Here is a 16,861-nt window from a genome sequence, read left to right on the forward strand (position 1 = left end):
GGCTAACCTCCTAGCCATCACACTTTTCACCGCAGGAGAGTTCCCCATGGCCCAGGTCCAGCGCATGTCCCGGTTGATGGTCAAGACACTGCGCGACGACCCGGCGGACGCCGAGACGCTCAGCCACAAGCTGCTCGTCCGCGCCGGATACGTCCGCCGCAACGCCGCCGGCATCTGGTCCTGGCTGCCGCTGGGCATGAAGGTCCTGGAGAACGTCTCGCGGGTGGTGCGCGAGGAGATGGACGCGATCGGCGCGCAGGAGGTCCTGCTGCCGGCGCTGCTGCCCAAGGAGCCGTACGAGGCGTCCGGCCGCTGGGAGGAGTACGGCGCCGAGCTGTTCCGCCTGAAGGACCGCAAGGGCGGCGACTACCTCCTCGGCCCGACCCACGAGGAGATCTTCACCCAGCTGGTCAAGGACCAGTGCACGTCCTACAAGGACCTGCCGGTGATCCTCTACCAGATCCAGACGAAGTACCGCGACGAGGCGCGTCCCCGCTCGGGCATCCTGCGCGGCCGCGAGTTCCAGATGAAGGACTCGTACTCCTTCGACACCACGGACGAGGGCCTGGCCGAGTCGTACGCGCTGCACCGCGAGGCGTACATCAAGATCTTCGACCGGCTCGGCCTGCGGCACAAGATCGTCTCCGCAATCTCGGGTGCCATGGGCGGCTCCGCCTCCGAGGAGTTCCTCGCCCCGGCCGCGGCCGGCGAGGACACCTTCGTCTACTGCCCGAACTGTGACTACGCCGCCAACACCGAGGCCGTGACCTTCAAGGCCGAGGCGGCCGACGGCTCGGCGGTCGGCCCGGTCGAGGAGCTCGACACCCCCGACACGCCGACCATCGAGACCCTCGCCGAGCACCTGGGCGTACCGGCCTCCGCGACCCTCAAGAACCTTCTGGTCAAGGTCGACGGCGAGATCGTGGCCGTCGGTGTCCCCGGCGACCGCGAGGTCGACCTCGGCAAGCTGGAGGACCACCTGTCCCCGGCCGTCGTCGAGATGGTCACCGCCGAGGACTTCGAGGGCCGCGACGACCTGGTCCGCGGCTACGTCGGCCCGCAGGGCCTGGACAAGGTCCGCTACATCGCCGACCCGCGCGTCGCCCCGGGCACCGCCTGGATCACCGGCGCCAACAAGGCCGACAAGCACGCGAAGAACGTCGTCGCCGGCCGTGACTTCGAGGTCGACGACTACTTCGACGTCGTCGTGGTCGAAGAGGGCGACCCGTGCCCGAAGTGCGCCACCGGCCTGAAGCTGGACCGCGCGATCGAGATCGGCCACATCTTCCAGCTCGGCCGCAAGTACGCCGACGCCTTCCAGCTCGACGTCCTCGGCCAGAACGGCAAGCCGGTCCGGGTCACGATGGGCTCGTACGGCATCGGCGTCTCCCGCGCGGTGGCCGCCCTCGCCGAGCAGCACGCGGACGAGCAGGGCCTGTGCTGGCCCGCGGAGGTCGCCCCCGCCGACGTCCACGTCGTCGCCGCCGGCAAGGCCCTCCAGACCGAGCTGGCGCTCGAGGTCTCCGAGAAGCTGAAGTCCGCGGGGCTGCGGGTGCTGGTCGACGACCGGGCGGGCGTCTCCCCGGGAGTGAAGTTCACCGACGCCGAACTGATCGGCGTCCCGAAGATCCTCGTAGCGGGCCGCCGCTCGGCCGAGGGCGTCCTGGAACTCAAGGACCGCCGCACGGGCGAGCGCGAGGAACTCACGGTCGACGAGGCGATCGCCCGTCTGAGCGCGTAGGACGACCCCTGAGGGGCGGGCTCTTCCCGAGCCCGCCCCTCGGCGTCGCTCCGCCTTCGGCGTGGGCGGAGCCGCCCGGTGCCAGGGCCGGGCACGTAGCGTGCCCCGAGGCCGGGCGGGGATTCTCCCTGCCGCGTTCGGCCGTTGCCCTCAGGGCTCCTGAGAAGCCTGGGTGTCGCCCGCCGGCAGCGGGGGCTCCGGGGCCGGGGGGCCGCCCGGTTCGCCCGGGAGGGCTTCCGGGGCGGGGCCCGGGGGGGCCTCCGGGGCCATAGGTGCCAGGTCGCCGGCGGACAGCGGCGCCGGCGCCGGCGCCGGCGCCACCGGCGGCTGCGGGAGCGAGGCCGGCGGCGGCTGACCCGCACGCTCCAGGAACCGCAGCAGCTCCACCGGAATCGGCAGCACCAGCGTGGAGTTCTTCTCCGCCGCCACCGCCATCACCGTCTGCAGCAGCCGCAGCTGAAGCGCCGACGGTGCGTCGGCCATCTGATGCGCCGCCTCCGCCAGCTTCTTCGACGCCTGGAGCTCCGCGTCCGCGTTGATCACCCGCGCCCGGCGCTCCCGGTCCGCCTCGGCCTGCCGGGCCATCGACCGCTTCATCGTCTCCGGCAGCGACACGTCCTTGATCTCGACCCGGTCGATCTGCACGCCCCACCCGATCGCGGGGGAGTCGAGCATCAGCTCCAGGCCCTGGTTGAGCTTCTCGCGGTTGGACAGCAGATCGTCCAGATCGCTCTTGCCGATGATCGACCGCAGCGACGTCTGCGCCATCTGCGAGACCGCGAACTTGTAGTCCTCGACCCGGACCAGCGCCTCCGCCGCGTCCACGACCTTGAAGTACACGACCGCGTCGACCCGGACCGTCACGTTGTCCCGCGTGATGCCCTCCTGCGCGGGCACGGGCATCGTGACGATCTGCAGATTCACCTTGTGGAGACGGTCCACCACCGGAACGATCATCGTGAAGCCGGGCCGGCGCACCTCGCCCATGAGCCGGCCGAAACGGAACACCACACCCCGCTCGTACTGCTTCACGACACGCGCGGCGGCGGCCACATAGACGGCGGCGGCCATTCCCACACCTGCCGCCGCGGACAACAGCTCTTCGACCATCACGGCCCCCTGAGCTCCGAGCCGGGCGTTACACCTACGGTATGCCCGATATAGGGGTTTCTACAGCCAGCCGGCGAACTCCAGCAGCACCTCGCCGTCCTGGCGGCGCCCGACCGCCAGCGCGCGCGTACCGCTCTCGACCGCACGGAACAGCGTCCAGCCACGCAGCCGCTCCGCGTCCAGCTCCAGCGAGTCCGCCAGCCGGTTCACCCGCCGCCGGGCCGTCGACGCGCCCGCCGATGAGGCGACCAGGTCCTCCACCCGGTCCCGTACCAGCCGCGCCAGGTCGTAGGCCCGCTCGCCCACCAGCGGCTCGGGCCCGACCGCCAGCCACGGCGCGCGGTCCCCGCCGAGGACCTTGCCCTGCCGGAAGCAGCCGTGCAGCAGCAGCGTCTCGGGGGAGTGCGCGACGAGCTCCTCCCGCGCCGCGAGCGCGGCCGCGACCAGCGGACCGGCCACCGGGTCCGCCGCCCACGACGCCATCGCCCCGGCCATGGGCTCCGTACGCCGTGCCACCGACTCGAAGGAGTGGCCCGCGGGCGGCTCCACCCACAGCCGCCGTACGATCCCCGCCGCCTCCAGCAGCGCCTTCGCCTCCGGCAGCGAGCGCAGGGACACCTCCGGGTGCAGCCGTTCGAGCAGCAGCGACCCGTCCTGCCGCGCGGCGAGCAGCCGCACCGCCCCCCACCCGTTCCAGTGGGCCAGCGCGTCGCGCTCCCGCTCGGGCGCGGCGAACGGCGGGGCGATCTTCAGCGCGGCGGGCTCACCCTCCGCCGTTCGGACGAGGATCACCAGACTGCTCCGCCCGCCCGGGACCACCGCCCGCTCGGCCTCCACCTCGCCCAGGGAGAGCGACTCCCGGGCCAGGTCGGGCAGCCGCCCGAGCCATTCGGCAGCGGCCGCGTCCCCGTACGTCTCGCCGAGCACACGTGTCAGCCGCTGGGGCGGTTCGAAACCCATACGCGCGTTGTTCCCTTTCACAGCCTGGTCGGAGCCGGACCGGAGGCCGGCTCAGGCGCGCTCGGCGAGCCCAGGAAAGGCTACGCCGCTGCCGCGCCAGCGCACGGCCCGCACCGCTGCCTCCCGCAGCGCCGCGGCGGCCTCCCGCCGCAGGGGCCCCTCGGCGGCGCGTACGAGATCGGAGTACACCGCCGCGACCCGGTCCTCCAGGACGGCGGCCAGGCGCACCGCGGCGGCCGTGTCCGGCACCGCGAAGGGCAGCGCGTAGGCGGCGAGCGCCGCCCCCGGCTGCCCGCCCAGGTCCCGGACGGTCCGCCCCAGCGCGTCCCGGCGGGCCCGGTGCGCGTCGTACGCCGCGGCCGCCTCCTTGCGGCGCTCCGCGCCGATCCGCCCGCCGACGACCCCGTAGCCGTACACCGCGGCATGCTCGGCGGCCAGCGCCGCCTGCGCGGCGTCCAGTGCGCTCATGACCGCGCTCCCGCGTCCGCGAGCAGATACGCCTGCGCCGCGCAGGACGCCGCGACCGAGGCCAGCAGCCGGGCGTACTCGGGCGGAGCGGAGAGCAGTGCGGCCGTATGGCTGTCGGCCGTCCGGCGGGCGGTCGCGGCGAGCTCATCGAGCGCGGCGGCCGGATCGGCCGGTACGGGCGCCGCGGCCCCGGCCGGCCGGGTCGACGGGGTGGCGGAGGCGGCCGGTGAGGGCGTGGCGGCCGGGCCGTCGGCGCCCAGCGCCTGCCGGTGCGCCGCCGCCGACGCGCGCAGCGGGGCCAGCCGGGGGGCCAGGGAGGGATGCGCCGCGGTCACCGCGTCGTAACGTTCCATCAGCGCCGTGGCGGTCGCGGTCGCCCGGCGGCGCAGGGCCGCCTCCGCGCGGGCGGCGCGTTCGGCCGCGGACCGGCTCCGCCGGCCGCCCGGGCCGTCGGACGTGCAGCCCGCCAGCAGTCCGGACACCGTGACGGCGCCCGTGGCCAGCAGCGCGCGCCGGCGTGTCGTCCCCGTGCGCCCCACGCGTCTCTCCTTCGGACCTCGGGAAGATCTTGACGAAGATCACCGCAGGCGAGCGTACCTGCGGCTCGGTCCGAGGTGGACGGCAACACCCCTCGGGACCGGATACCCTTTGATCTGACACGCGACGATCCCACAACAGCACACGCGGCCGAGGAGTCACCCGGATGAGCACCACCCAGAGCGACAGGCTGCGCGGGCTGCTGGAGCCGCTCGTCAGTGCGATGGACCTGGATCTGGAAGAGATCGAGGTGTCCCGGGCCGGTCGGCGTCGTGTGCTGAGGATCGTCGTCGACTCCGACGAGGGCGTCGAGCTGGACGCATGCGCCGAGCTGAGCCGCGAGATCTCCCAGAAGCTGGACGAGACCGACGCGATGGGGGACGAGGAGTACGTCCTCGAAGTCAGCTCCCCGGGCGCCGACCGTCCGCTCACCGAGCACCGCCACTACGTACGCGCCACCGGCCGGCTGGCCAGGTTCCAGCTGCAGGCGGGTGAAGAGCTCGTGGCCAGGATCCTCACCGTCGACGACGAGGGAATCGATCTCGAAGTGCCCGGCGTGAAGGGGCGCAAGCCCACCGCCCGGCGGATCGAGTTCCCCGAGATCGCCAAGGCGCGTGTCGAGATCGAGTTCAGCCGCAAGGACAAGAAGGAAGAGGAGGCGTAGCCGTGGACATCGACGTGAAGCTCCTGAGGGGCTTGGCACAAGAGAAGGAGATCCCCTTCGACCTGCTGGTCGAGGCGATCGAGTCGGCCCTCCTCATCGCGTACCACCGCACGGAGGGCGCGCGCCGTCACGCCCGTGCCGTACTGGACCGGCAGACCGGCCATGTCACGGTGTGGGCCAAGGAGGACGCCGCCGACCTCGAAGAGGGCCAGGAGCCCAAGGAGTTCGACGACACCCCGTCCGACTTCGGCCGGATCGCCGCCAGCACCGCCCGCCAGGTCATCCAGCAGCGGCTGCGGGACGCCGAGAACGACGTCACCTTCGGCGAGTACGCCCGCCGTGAGGGCGACATCGTGGCCGGTCAGGTCCAGCAGGGCAAGGACCCCAAGAACGTCCTGGTCCGCCTCGACGACAAGCTGGAAGCGATCCTGCCGGTGCAGGAGCAGGTGCCGGGCGAGGAGTACACGCACGGTCTGCGGCTGCGTACGTACGTCGTCCGGGTCGCCAAGGGTGTCCGCGGTCCGTCCGTCACCCTTTCGCGTACCCACCCCAATCTGGTGAAGAAGCTCTTCGCGCTCGAGGTGCCGGAGATCGCCGACGGCAGCGTCGAGATCGCCGCCATCGCGCGCGAGGCCGGTCACCGCACCAAGATCGCGGTGCGGGCCACCCGTGCGGGTCTCAATCCCAAGGGCGCCTGCATCGGCCCGATGGGCAGCCGTGTGCGCAATGTCATGGCCGAGCTGCACGGCGAGAAGATCGACATCGTGGACTGGTCCGACGACCCGGCCGAGATGGTCGCCAACGCCCTCTCCCCGGCCCGGGTCTCCAAGGTGGAGGTCGTCGACCTGTCGACCCGCTCCGCCCGGGTGACCGTGCCCGACTACCAGCTGTCGCTGGCCATCGGCAAGGAGGGCCAGAACGCCCGCCTCGCCGCGCGCCTCACCGGCTGGCGCATCGACATCCGCCCCGACACGGAGCAGCCCGCCGGGCAGGACTCCGACCGGGACTGAGACGTGGCTCCGGCCGGGCGGCACCGCCCGGCCCGGGGCGCGGGAATAGATCCCGTCGTGGTCACGTTGTGCCACGACAGGATCACGTGATCTTTTTGAGCCATCATCTGTTCGATTTTTGCCCCAAAGGGGTGAGGTCGGTACGGGGAGGTAGACTTAAGCGTGTCTGGCCGGACGCATGCCCGCGCATGCCCTGAGCGAACCTGTGTGGGATGCCGGGAGCGAGCGGCCAAGCGCGATCTGCTGCGCATCGTGGCGATCGAGGGCATATGTGCCCCCGATCCTCGCGGTACGCTGCCCGGCCGGGGTGCGTACCTGCACCCCGCATCGGTCTGTCTCGACCTGGCGGTCCGCCGCCGCGCGCTCCCGAGGGCCTTCAGGGTCCCGGGTCCGCTCGACACCGCGGAACTGCGGCAGGTCCTTGAGACGGCAGCACGGTAAGGAAAGAACGGCACGGAACACCCCGTGCGGTCAGGTACCTCGCGAGTTGGAAGTAGGTCGAGATTGCGATGAGCACTCGATGAGTACGCGATGAGTACGCCCATGAAGTAGCAACGGTCCGGCGGTAACCCGGACCTAAAAGGAGCGAAGTGGCTAAGGTCCGGGTATACGAACTCGCCAAGGAGTTCGGGGTTGAGAGCAAGGTCGTCATGGCCAAGCTCCAAGAACTCGGTGAATTCGTCCGTTCGGCGTCCTCGACGATCGAGGCGCCCGTTGTACGCAAGTTGACTGACGCACTGCAGGGGCCCGGCACCGCCGGCAAGTCCGCTGCGAAGCCCGGCGCGCCCCGCAAGGCCGCGCCTGCGAAGCCTGCCGCCCCCGCGCCCTCCCCGGCGCAGGCGGCTCGTCCTGCTGCCCCGAAGCCCGGCGCCCCGGCGCCGAAGCCGGCCCCGGCCGCGCCCGCGGCTCCGGCGAGCAGCACCCCCGCGGCCCCGGCCGCCCCGGGCCCGCGCCCGGGTCCGAAGCCCGCGCCGAAGCCGGTCACCCCGGCCCCCGCGGCTCCGGAGTTCACCGCGCCTCCGTCGGCCCCGGCCGCCGGTCCCCGTCAGGGCGGCGCCACCCCCGGTCCCCGTCCCGCCGCGCGCCCGCAGGGCCAGGGCGGTCAGGGCGAGCGTGGTGCCCGTCCCGGCGCTCCGCGTCCCGGTGGCCAGCAGGCCCCGCGTCCCGGTGCCCGTCCGGCCGGTCCCCGTCCGGGCAACAACCCCTTCACCTCGGGTGGCTCCACCGGTATGGCGCGCCCGCAGGCGCCCCGTCCGGGTGGCGGTGCCCCCCGTCCCGGCGGCCCCGGTGCCGTTCCGGGTGCCCCGCGTCCGCAGGGCGGCCCCGGTGGCGCCCCGCGTCCCCAGGGCCAGGGCGGCGCGCGTCCCACCCCCGGTGGTATGCCGCGTCCCCAGGCTCCCCGTCCGGGCGGCGCGCCCGGCGGTAACCGTCCGAACCCCGGCATGATGCCGCAGCGTCCCGCTGCCGGCCCGCGTCCCGGTGGTGGCCCCGGCGGCCGTGGCCCCGGTGGCCCCGGTGGGCGTCCGGGTGGCGGCGGCGGTCGTCCCGGCGGCGGCTTCGCCGGTCGTCCGGCCGGTCCCGGTGGCGGTGGCGGCGGCTTCGCCGGCCGTCCCGGTGGCGGCGGTGGCGGCGGCGGTCGTCCCGGTGGCGGTGGTCCCGGTGGCGGTGGCGGCGGCTTCGGCGGTCGTCCCGGCTTCGGTGGCCGTCCCGGTGGCCCCGGTGGCCGTGGTGGCACGCAGGGCGCCTTCGGCCGTCCCGGCGGTCCCGCGCGTCGTGGCCGCAAGTCGAAGCGGCAGAGGCGCCAGGAGTACGAGGCCATGCAGGCCCCGTCGGTCGGCGGCGTGATGCTGCCTCGCGGCAACGGCGAGACCATTCGCCTGTCGCGCGGTGCCTCCCTCACCGACTTCGCCGAGAAGATCAACGCCAACCCGGCGTCGCTCGTCGCGGTGATGATGAACCTCGGCGAGATGGTCACGGCCACGCAGTCCGTCTCCGACGAGACGCTGCAGCTGCTCGGCGACGAGATGAACTACACCGTCCAGATCGTCAGCCCGGAGGAGGAGGACCGCGAGCTTCTCGAGTCCTTCGACATCGAGTTCGGCGAGGACGAGGGCGGCGAAGAGGCCCTGGTCTCGCGTCCGCCGGTCGTGACCGTCATGGGTCACGTCGACCACGGTAAGACCCGACTGCTCGACGCCATCCGCAAGACGAACGTCATCGCGGGCGAGGCCGGCGGCATCACGCAGCACATCGGTGCGTACCAGGTCGGTACCGAGGTCAACGGCGAAGAGCGTCGCATCACCTTCATCGACACCCCGGGTCACGAGGCGTTCACCGCCATGCGTGCCCGTGGTGCGAAGTCGACCGACATCGCGATCCTGGTGGTGGCGGCCAACGACGGTGTGATGCCCCAGACGATCGAGGCGCTGAACCACGCCAAGGCGGCCGGTGTGCCGATCGTGGTCGCGGTCAACAAGATCGACGTCGAGGGCGCCGACCCGACCAAGGTCCGCGGTCAGCTGACCGAGTTCGGTCTGGTGGCCGAGGAGTACGGCGGCGACACGATGTTCGTCGACATCTCCGCCAAGCAGGGCCTGCACATCGACTCCCTGCTGGAGGCCGTGGTCCTCACCGCGGACGCCTCGCTCGACCTCCGGGCCAACCCGGACCAGGACGCGCAGGGTATTGCGATCGAGTCCCACCTCGACCGCGGTCGCGGTGCCGTCTCGACCGTCCTGGTCCAGCGCGGAACGCTGCGCATCGGCGACACGATGGTCGTCGGCGACGCGTACGGCCGTGTCCGGGCGATGCTCGACGACAAGGGCAACAACGTCGAGGAGGCGACCCCGTCGACTCCCGTCCTGGTCCTGGGTCTCACCAACGTCCCCGGCGCCGGCGACAACTTCCTGGTTGTCGACGAGGACCGTACGGCCCGCCAGATCGCCGAGAAGCGTGCTGCGCGTGAGCGCAACGCCGCCTTCGCCAAGCGCGTCCGCCGGGTGTCCCTCGAGGACCTCGACAAGGTGCTCAAGGCCGGTCTGGTCCAGGAACTCAACCTCATCATCAAGGGCGACGCGTCCGGTGCGGTCGAGGCTCTCGAGTCCTCGCTGCTCCAGCTCGACGTCGGTGAAGAGGTCGACATCCGGGTCCTGCACCGCGGTGTGGGTGCGGTCACCGAGTCCGACATCGACCTGGCGATGGGCTCCGACGCCATCGTCATCGGCTACAACGTCCGTGCGGCCGGCCGTGCCGCGCAGATGGCGGAGCGCGAGGGCGTCGACGTCCGGTACTACTCGGTGATCTACCAGGCCATCGAGGAGATCGAGGCGGCGCTCAAGGGCCTCCTCAAGCCGGAGTACGAAGAGGTCGAGCTCGGTACGGCGGAGATCCGCGAGGTCTTCCGCTCGTCCAAGCTGGGCAACATCGCCGGTGTCCTCATCCGCTCGGGCGAGGTCAAGCGCAACACCAAGGCGCGCCTCATCCGCGACGGCAAGGTCATCGCGGAGAACCTCAACATCGAGGGTCTGCGCCGCTTCAAGGACGACGTCACCGAGATCCGCGAGGGCTTCGAGGGCGGTATCAACCTCGGAAACTTCAACGACATCAAGATCGACGACGTCATCGCGACGTACGAGATGCGCGAGAAGCCTCGCGCCTGATCTCCAGCGTTGAACCGGGGCCGGTCGGCGGAAGTTAATCCGTCGATCGGCCCCGGCCGTTGCGTGTACGGTTCTTGTGTCCCTGCCAAGCGATGGCGTGGCAGGCCACCGAACCCGAACCGGCGGGACATCCGGCACCGCATGTACGTGGGGACTCTGTCCTTCGATCTGCTCCTCGGCGACGTTCATTCGCTGAAGGAGAAACGCTCCGTCGTCCGGCCCATCGTCGCCGAGCTCCAGCGCAAGTTCTCCGTGAGCGCGGCCGAGGTGGGCGACCAGGACCTCCATCGCAGGGCCCGGCTCGGGGTCGCGCTGGTGTCCGGGGACCCGGGGTTCGTATCGGATGTACTGGACCGCTGCGAGCGGCTGGTCGCGGCCCGGCCCGAAGTGGAGCTGCTGTCGGTGCGACGCAGGCTCCACACTGATGAAGACTGAATGCAAGGCAAGAAGGAGAAGGACCAGTGGCCGACAACGCGCGGGCGAAGAAGCTGGCAGACCTCATCCGGGAGGTGGTCGCCGAGAAGCTGCAGCGCGGCATCAAGGACCCCCGCCTGGGAACGCATGTGACGATCACGGACACCCGCGTCACCGGTGACCTGCGGGAGGCCACGGTCTTCTACACGGTCTACGGCGACGACGAGGAGCGGGCCAGCGCGGCCGCCGGCCTGGAGAGCGCCAAGGGCATCCTGCGCTCCGCGGTCGGCCGGGCGGCGGGCACCAAGTTCACGCCGACCCTCGCGTTCGTGGCGGACGCCCTCCCGGAGAACGCCAGAACGATCGAGGACCTGCTCAACAAGGCGCGGGCCTCCGACGCCAAGGTGCGCGAGGCGTCCTCCGGCGCCACGTACGCCGGCGGGGCCGACCCGTACCGCAAGCCCGAGGACGAGGACGAGGGCGAAGCCTCGGAATGAGCCAGCAGCACAAGACGCCCGACGGACTTGTCATCGTCGACAAGCCGTCGGGCTTCACTTCGCACGACGTCGTCGCCAAGATGCGCGGCATCGCCCGGACCCGCCGCGTCGGCCACGCCGGCACGCTCGACCCCATGGCCACCGGCGTGCTCGTCCTCGGTGTGGAGCGGGCGACCAAGCTCCTCGGGCACCTCGCGCTGACCGAGAAGGAGTACCTCGGTACCGTCCGGCTCGGCCAGAACACCGTCACCGATGACGCCGAGGGCGAGATCACCTCGTCCACCGACGCCTCCCAGGTGACCCGCGAGGCCATCGACGCCCAGGTCGCCGCCCTGACCGGCGCGATCATGCAGGTGCCGTCCAAGGTCAGCGCCATCAAGATCGACGGCAAGCGGTCGTACGCGCGCGTGCGCGGCGGCGAGGAGTTCGAGATCCCGGCCCGTCCCGTCACCGTGTCGCAGTTCACGGTGTACGACGTCCGGGAGGCCACGGCCGAGGACGGCACCCCCGTCGTCGACCTGGTCGTCTCCGTCGTCTGCTCCTCGGGCACCTACATCCGGGCGCTCGCCCGGGACCTCGGTGCCGGACTCGGCGTCGGCGGCCATCTGACCGCGCTGCGGCGCACCCGGGTCGGCCCCTACAAGCTCGACTCGGCCCGCACGCTCGATCAGCTCCAGGAGGAGCTGACCGTGATGCCGATCGCCGAGGCCGCCGCCGCCGCGTTCCCCCGCTGGGACGTGGACGAGAAGCGGGCCCGGCTGCTGCTCAACGGCGTCCGGCTCGACATGCCGGCGTACCCCGAAGGGCCGGTCGCGGTCTTCGGCCCCGACGGCACCTTCGTCGCCCTCGTCGAGGAGCACAAGGGCAAGGCGAAGAGCCTCGCGGTCTTCGGCTGACCGACAGGGAGTCCATCGTGGAGCGGGCCCGCCCGCCCGCTCCACGATCCCCCTCATCAAAGGGTCTATCCGCCCTTTCTGTGCTATTCACCCCATCGAGCAGGCGCTCGGAGTGAAGGGCGGGGGCACACGGGGGCGCTTTCGGTACGCGTTCTTCTCCCGGTGATCATCGCCCACCTAATGTCGGAAATATGGGACACGGGGACCGGTCGGCGCTGGTGCAGATCTGTGATCTGGCGGGCCGGCCACGCGGGACGGGCTTCGTCGCGGACGACCGCGGCACGGTCGTGACCGGGCACGAAGCCGTCGACGGGCTGGCCCGGCTCGTGCTGCACGCGCCCGCCGAAGGGCCGGCCGACGCCCCCGGCGTGCGGACCTGCCTGGTGGAGGCCGAGGCCGTGACCGCCCTCCCCGAGTCCGGGCTCGCGCTGGTACGGACCGAGGGCCTCGGCGTTCCGCCGCTGCCGGTCGCCGAGCACCCCGCCGTCGACCCCGGCACGTACGTACGGCTCGCCGCGCGCGGCTGGCGCGAGGCACGGGTGCTCGGCACCTCCCCGGTCACCTACACCGCCACCGACCGCTTCCACCTCCTCGCCGAGGCGCTGGAGCTGGCCATCGGCTTCGACGGCAGCGAGGCCCTCAGGCTCGGTGGCGAGGCCGCCGGCGGGCCCGTCCTGGACGCGGAGACCGGCGCCGTCCTCGCCGTCCTCGGCACCGCCCTGCACAGCGCCCGGACCGTCGCCGGTCTCGCCGTGCCGCTCGCCGCGTCCGCCGCCCGGGACCCGCACGGGCCGCTCGCCGCGCTGCTGCGCCGCAACGCGGCCACCGTCCCCGGCCACGGCCGCCACCTCAACCTCGCCGGCGCCCTGGAGCTCACCGCCACCGCCGCCGGGGCCGCCCACGGCGCCGACGGCTGCCCCGAGCCCGTCGAACGTCCCGACAGCATCCGGGAGTTCGCCTTCTTCGGCGCCTCGGACGCGCTCGTCCTCGCCCTCACCGGAGACCCCGGCAGCGGCCGCACCACCGAACTGGCCGCCCTGCGCGCCCGGCGCACCCACGGCCCCGAACCGGCCCCCACCCTCTGGCTGCGCGGCGCCGACCTGCGGGCCGAGGACACCTCCGTCGCCGACGCCGCCGCCCGCGCTCTGCACGAGGCCGGCCGGATCGCCGCCGCCTCCGGCGCCCGCGGCGACATGACCGAGGCCACCCCCGAACGCGTCGCGCACCTCTCCCGCGCCGCCGGCCGCCCCCTGCTGCTGATCCTCGACGGCCCCGAGGAGATGCCCCCGGCCCTCGCCCACCGGCTGCCCGAGTGGACCGCGGGCACCGAACGCTGGCTGCGCGCCCACGGCGCCCGGCTCGTCGTCGGCTGCCGCCCCGAACACTGGGAGCAGGCCGGGCGGCTCTACCGGCCCGGCTCCCTGCACCGTCCCGTACGGCCCGCCGAGCGGCTGCCCGCGGCCCTGCGGATCGGCGACCTGCCGGCCCGTGAGGCCCGCCGGGCCCGGGAGGCGTACGGGCTCCCCGACGACGCGCTCGCACCCCGCGACGCCCGCCATCCGCTGGCGCTGCGGCTGCTCGCCGAGGTACGCCAGGCGCTCCCCGGCGATGTGCCCGGACGGCCGGACCGGGACGAGATCCTCACCGCCTACCTGGACCTGGTGTGTCTGCGGGTCGCCGTACGGATCGCGGCGGCGTCCCGGCCTGTGCTCCGCGGCACCGCCGTGCGCCGTCTCGCCGCCCGGGTCGCCGGGCAGGTCCACGAGGCCGCCCGGCGGTGCCTGGGCCCCGGACAGGGGGAGCTCGACCGGGAATCCTTCGAGGAGGTCTTCCCCTGGCGCACGGGATGGGCCTCGGCGGTCCTCACCGAGGGACTGATCGTCCCGGCGGGCGCGGGCTACCGCTTCGCCGACGAGGAGCTCGCCGACTGGATCCAGGGCGCCCACCTCGACCTGGACAGCGCCCTGCACTCCCTGGTCCACCGCTGGCACGGCAGCCCACCCGAGCGCCTGCCGTCCCGCCCCGGGTCCCAGCCGATGACCACCGGCCACATCCCCCCGCTGCCGGGCCCGGACACCGCCGCGCCGGACCACCGGCCGGTGGTCACCGGCCACATCCCCCCGCCGCCGGGCTCGGACACGGCCGCGCCGGGCCACCGGCCGGTGGTCACCGGCCACGTCCCTCCTCCGCCGGGACACCGCTCGCTGCCCGTGCCGCGCCACCGCATCGGGCCGGTCCTTCAGGCCCTGCTGCGCCTGAGCCGCGAGCAGGGTCCGACCGCGCTCGCCGTCCGGCTGGAGGCCCTGATCGACGCGGTCGACCGGCTCGCCGTTCCGGGCGCGGGCGAGCGGCCGACGGGGGCCCAGGACCCCTGGGCGCCCGCAGCCCGGATCGAGGACGCCCGATGGTGGGGCGTGCGGCTCGTACGGGAAGCGCTGCTGCGGGTGCCCGACGCCCGGCCGCTGCTCGGGGTGGCCCGGGTCCTCGCCGACCGGGTCGGCTCGCGGGCCGGCTGGCCCGGCCGCGGCGAGGAGTTCGGGCCGTGGTTCTGGGAGCGCCTCCCGGTCGGCGAGGACGAACGGCTCGACCTGCTGCGCCGGCTCGTGCCCGCCGACGGGCCGCCCGGCACCCACGACCGGCGCCGCTATCTCGACACGGTCGCCGAGCGGCTGGCCGCCGAACCCCGCGGGGTGCAGCCGCTGCTGTGCCGCTGGTTCGCCGACGACACCCCGCTGTCCGCGGCGCCGGACGCCACCGTCGCCGCGGCCGCGCAGGCGCTCCTGCACACCCGCCGTGGCCTCGCCGTCGACGACCTGTGCGAGGCCCTGGTCTCCACCGCGCACCCCCGTGCCGACGAGCTCCTGACCGCCCTCGCCGAGGACGAGCCGTCCGCGCTGTGCCGGGCCGTCGACCGCTGGGCCCACGACGACGGCCGCCCCGAGCGCCGGGTCGCCGCGGCCGCGTACGGCACGCTCGTCGCCGCTCACGCCGTCACCGCCGCCGACCGCGAGCTGCTGCGCTACGCCGCTCTCGCACTGCTCGCCCGCCCCGGCGACGGCGCGCTGCACGGCCCCGCCCTCGGCCTGCTCGTACGGGACCCGCACACCCGCTCCCACCATCTGCCGCGGGCCCTGGCCGCGTACCTCACCGGCGACCCCCACCTGCCCGCCCACGCCCTCGCCGCGGCCCTCACCACCCACCCCGAGCCGGTGTTCGCAGCCTTCCAGGCCCGGTTGCTGCACGGGCCCGGCGACGGTGCGGGGGAAGTCCTGCGCGCCCTGGCCACGGTCACCACACCCGCGCTCGCCCGCCGCGCCGCCGCTCTGGTCCTCGACTACGTCGACCGCCGCCCCGAAGGGGCCCGGCACGCCGCCGTCTACCTCGATCTGCGCCTGGAGCACGGCCCCGCCGCCCGGGCCGTGCTCTTCCCGCTCGTCACGGGCCTGCTGCGGGGCCATCCGGTGCAGGTGAGGCGGGCCCTCGCGCCGGTCCTCGCCGCCCCCGGCACGGCCGCCTCGCGCGGGCTGCGCGCCGAGCTCCTCGACGTACTCCTGGAGTACGAGCAGTACGAGACCCGGGACCTGGCCGTGCTCGACGCCGTGCTGCGGGCCGCCGCGCTCGGTGCCGCGCGCCGCCCCGAGACCCGCACGAGGGAGCTCGTGCACCGCACCGGGCTCCTTCTGGTGCGTACGCCCGAGGGCGCCACCTGCTTCGACCGCAGACTCGTGGAACTCGCCCGCGAAGTCCCGGGATTCGCCGCCCTGGTGGCCGGATGGCTGGTCGCGGACCCCGGCGACTGGGCCTGTGTGGTCGGTCCGAGCACCCGGCGGACCGTCGTGAGGCTCGGCAGTCCCATGCCGATGCGGACCGAGAGCCGTGGGCATGGCAGTCTTAGACCTGCGTAATCGGTCATGACGTACACAGGTTCGGGCGAGGAGCGGTCACAGTGCAGCGGTGGCGTGGCTTGGAGGACATCCCCCAGGACTGGGGGCGCAGCGTCGTCACCATCGGCTCCTACGACGGTGTGCACCGCGGCCACCAGCTGATCATCGGGCGGGCCGTGGAGCGCGCCCGCGAGCTGGGCGTTCCTTCGGTGGTCGTCACCTTCGACCCGCACCCCAGCGAGGTCGTCCGGCCGGGCAGCCACCCTCCGCTGCTCGCCCCGCACAGCAGGCGCTGCGAGCTGATGGCCGAGCTCGGCGTGGACGCCGTGCTCGTGCTTCCCTTCACCCAGGAGTTCTCGCAGCTGTCGCCCGCGGACTTCATCGTGAAGGTCCTCGTCGACAAGCTGCACGCGCGCGCCGTCATCGAGGGGCCGAACTTCCGCTTCGGCCACCGCGCCGCCGGCACGGTCGCCTTCCTCGCCGAGATGGGCGCCACGTACGACTACGAGGTCGAGGTCATCGACCTCTCGCTGAGCGGGGCGGCGGGCGGCGGCCAGCCCTTCTCCTCCACCCTCACGCGCCGGCTCGTCGCGGAGGGCGACGTCGAGGGCGCCGCCGAGATCCTCGGCCGCCCGCACCGCGTCGAGGGCGTCGTCGTCCGCGGCGCGCAGCGCGGCCGTGAGCTCGGCTTCCCCACGGCGAACGTGGAGACCCTGCCGCACACCGCGATCCCCGCGGACGGCGTGTACGCCGGATGGCTCACCGCCGACGGCGAGCGCATGCCCGCCGCGATCTCGGTCGGCACCAACCCCCAGTTCAACGGCACCGAGCGGACCGTCGAGGCGTACGCGATCGACCGGGTCGGACTCGACCTGTACGGGATGCACGTGGCCGTCGACTTCCTCGCGTATGTGCGCGGCATGGAGAAGTTCGAGTCCATCGAGGCCCTGCTCGAAGCGATCGCGGCGGACGTCAAGCGCTGCCGCGAGCTGACGGAGGCGTACGACCTCGACCGGTGACG

At 73.2% G+C, this 16,861-nt stretch carries 14 protein-coding genes; 10 read left to right on the forward strand and 4 right to left on the reverse strand.

Annotated features, from left to right (window positions below):
• Positions 1–46 precede the first annotated feature (46 nt).
• Entirely contained in the window at positions 47–1,741 is a 1,695-nt protein-coding gene (locus ACZ7LT_RS31720) for a proline--tRNA ligase (protein WP_471239556.1), read from the forward strand.
• Positions 1,742–1,891: 150 nt separating this feature from the next.
• Here the strand turns inward: ACZ7LT_RS31720 and ACZ7LT_RS31725 are convergent, their stop codons facing one another.
• Genes ACZ7LT_RS31725 through ACZ7LT_RS31740 form a run of 4 tightly spaced genes read right to left on the reverse strand, consistent with a single transcriptional unit; the run spans position 1,892 to position 4,818 of the window.
• Positions 1,892–2,851 (reverse strand): slipin family protein, encoded by a 960-nt coding sequence (locus ACZ7LT_RS31725; RefSeq protein ID WP_471239557.1) that lies wholly within the window; start codon positions 2,849–2,851, stop codon positions 1,892–1,894.
• Positions 2,852–2,911: 60 nt separating this feature from the next.
• Positions 2,912–3,811 carry an aminoglycoside phosphotransferase family protein gene (locus ACZ7LT_RS31730; protein WP_471239558.1) on the reverse strand — a complete coding sequence of 300 codons (900 nt, stop codon included), beginning with the start codon at positions 3,809–3,811 and terminating at the stop codon, positions 2,912–2,914.
• 51 nt (positions 3,812–3,862) lie between these two features.
• The gene (locus ACZ7LT_RS31735) at positions 3,863–4,279 is read right to left on the reverse strand and encodes a DUF4439 domain-containing protein (RefSeq protein WP_471239559.1); all 417 of its coding nucleotides are present in this window, start codon (positions 4,277–4,279) and stop codon (positions 3,863–3,865) included.
• Positions 4,276–4,818, reverse strand: a complete 543-nt coding sequence (locus tag ACZ7LT_RS31740) for a hypothetical protein (protein WP_471239560.1) — start codon at positions 4,816–4,818, stop codon at positions 4,276–4,278. Before ACZ7LT_RS31740 ends, ACZ7LT_RS31735 begins: the two co-directional genes overlap by 4 nt.
• A 164-nt stretch (positions 4,819–4,982) precedes the next feature.
• On the opposite strand from ACZ7LT_RS31740, the gene rimP reads away from it, so the two are divergent.
• The 9 genes from rimP (at position 4,983) to ACZ7LT_RS31785 (ending at position 16,859) form a co-directional block, all read left to right on the forward strand.
• A complete protein-coding gene (rimP, locus tag ACZ7LT_RS31745) occupies positions 4,983–5,480 on the forward strand; it encodes a ribosome maturation factor RimP (RefSeq protein ID WP_471239561.1) in 498 nt (165 codons plus the stop codon).
• A gap of 2 nt (positions 5,481–5,482) precedes the next feature.
• On the forward strand, positions 5,483–6,490 hold the full coding sequence (gene nusA, locus ACZ7LT_RS31750) for a transcription termination factor NusA (protein ID WP_471239562.1): 1,008 nt from the start codon (positions 5,483–5,485) through the stop codon (positions 6,488–6,490).
• A 162-nt stretch (positions 6,491–6,652) separates the two neighbouring features.
• Positions 6,653–6,931: a YlxR family protein gene (locus ACZ7LT_RS31755; RefSeq protein ID WP_471239563.1), complete on the forward strand. Its 279-nt coding sequence runs from the start codon at positions 6,653–6,655 to the stop codon at positions 6,929–6,931.
• A gap of 149 nt (positions 6,932–7,080) precedes the next feature.
• Positions 7,081–10,149, forward strand: a complete 3,069-nt coding sequence (gene infB / locus ACZ7LT_RS31760; protein ID WP_471239564.1) for a translation initiation factor IF-2 — start codon at positions 7,081–7,083, stop codon at positions 10,147–10,149.
• Between the two features lie 141 nt (positions 10,150–10,290).
• Complete coding sequence (locus ACZ7LT_RS31765) at positions 10,291–10,584, forward strand: DUF503 domain-containing protein (protein ID WP_019889861.1); 294 nt, start codon at positions 10,291–10,293, stop codon at positions 10,582–10,584.
• Between the two features lie 26 nt (positions 10,585–10,610).
• The gene (rbfA, locus tag ACZ7LT_RS31770) at positions 10,611–11,060 is read left to right on the forward strand and encodes a 30S ribosome-binding factor RbfA (RefSeq protein WP_471239565.1); all 450 of its coding nucleotides are present in this window, start codon (positions 10,611–10,613) and stop codon (positions 11,058–11,060) included.
• Positions 11,057–11,956 carry a tRNA pseudouridine(55) synthase TruB gene (gene truB / locus ACZ7LT_RS31775; protein WP_471239566.1) on the forward strand — a complete coding sequence of 300 codons (900 nt, stop codon included), beginning with the start codon at positions 11,057–11,059 and terminating at the stop codon, positions 11,954–11,956. The genes rbfA and truB overlap by 4 nt, the downstream gene beginning before the upstream one ends.
• A 191-nt stretch (positions 11,957–12,147) precedes the next feature.
• Positions 12,148–15,861 (forward strand): trypsin-like peptidase domain-containing protein, encoded by a 3,714-nt coding sequence (locus tag ACZ7LT_RS31780; protein WP_471239567.1) that lies wholly within the window; start codon positions 12,148–12,150, stop codon positions 15,859–15,861.
• 41 nt (positions 15,862–15,902) lie between these two features.
• Positions 15,903–16,859, forward strand: a complete 957-nt coding sequence (locus tag ACZ7LT_RS31785; protein ID WP_471239568.1) for a bifunctional riboflavin kinase/FAD synthetase — start codon at positions 15,903–15,905, stop codon at positions 16,857–16,859.
• The last annotated feature ends 2 nt before the right edge of the window (positions 16,860–16,861 follow it).

Source organism: Streptomyces sp. NPDC039465 (assembly GCF_055639315.1).

What these genes read in the sequence shown, in the direction of transcription:
- ACZ7LT_RS31765 (WP_019889861.1), top strand. Translation starts at nt 10,291, where the DNA reads ATGTACGTGGGGACTCTGTCCTTCGATCTGCTCCTCGGCGACGTTCAT.
- ACZ7LT_RS31735 (WP_471239559.1), bottom strand. Translation starts at nt 4,279, where the DNA reads ATGAGCGCACTGGACGCCGCGCAGGCGGCGCTGGCCGCCGAGCATGCC.
- ACZ7LT_RS31725 (WP_471239557.1), bottom strand. Translation starts at nt 2,851, where the DNA reads ATGGTCGAAGAGCTGTTGTCCGCGGCGGCAGGTGTGGGAATGGCCGCC.
- rimP (WP_471239561.1), top strand. Translation starts at nt 4,983, where the DNA reads ATGAGCACCACCCAGAGCGACAGGCTGCGCGGGCTGCTGGAGCCGCTC.
- truB (WP_471239566.1), top strand. Translation starts at nt 11,057, where the DNA reads ATGAGCCAGCAGCACAAGACGCCCGACGGACTTGTCATCGTCGACAAG.
- ACZ7LT_RS31720 (WP_471239556.1), top strand. Translation starts at nt 47, where the DNA reads ATGGCCCAGGTCCAGCGCATGTCCCGGTTGATGGTCAAGACACTGCGC.
- ACZ7LT_RS31780 (WP_471239567.1), top strand. Translation starts at nt 12,148, where the DNA reads ATGGGACACGGGGACCGGTCGGCGCTGGTGCAGATCTGTGATCTGGCG.
- ACZ7LT_RS31730 (WP_471239558.1), bottom strand. Translation starts at nt 3,811, where the DNA reads ATGGGTTTCGAACCGCCCCAGCGGCTGACACGTGTGCTCGGCGAGACG.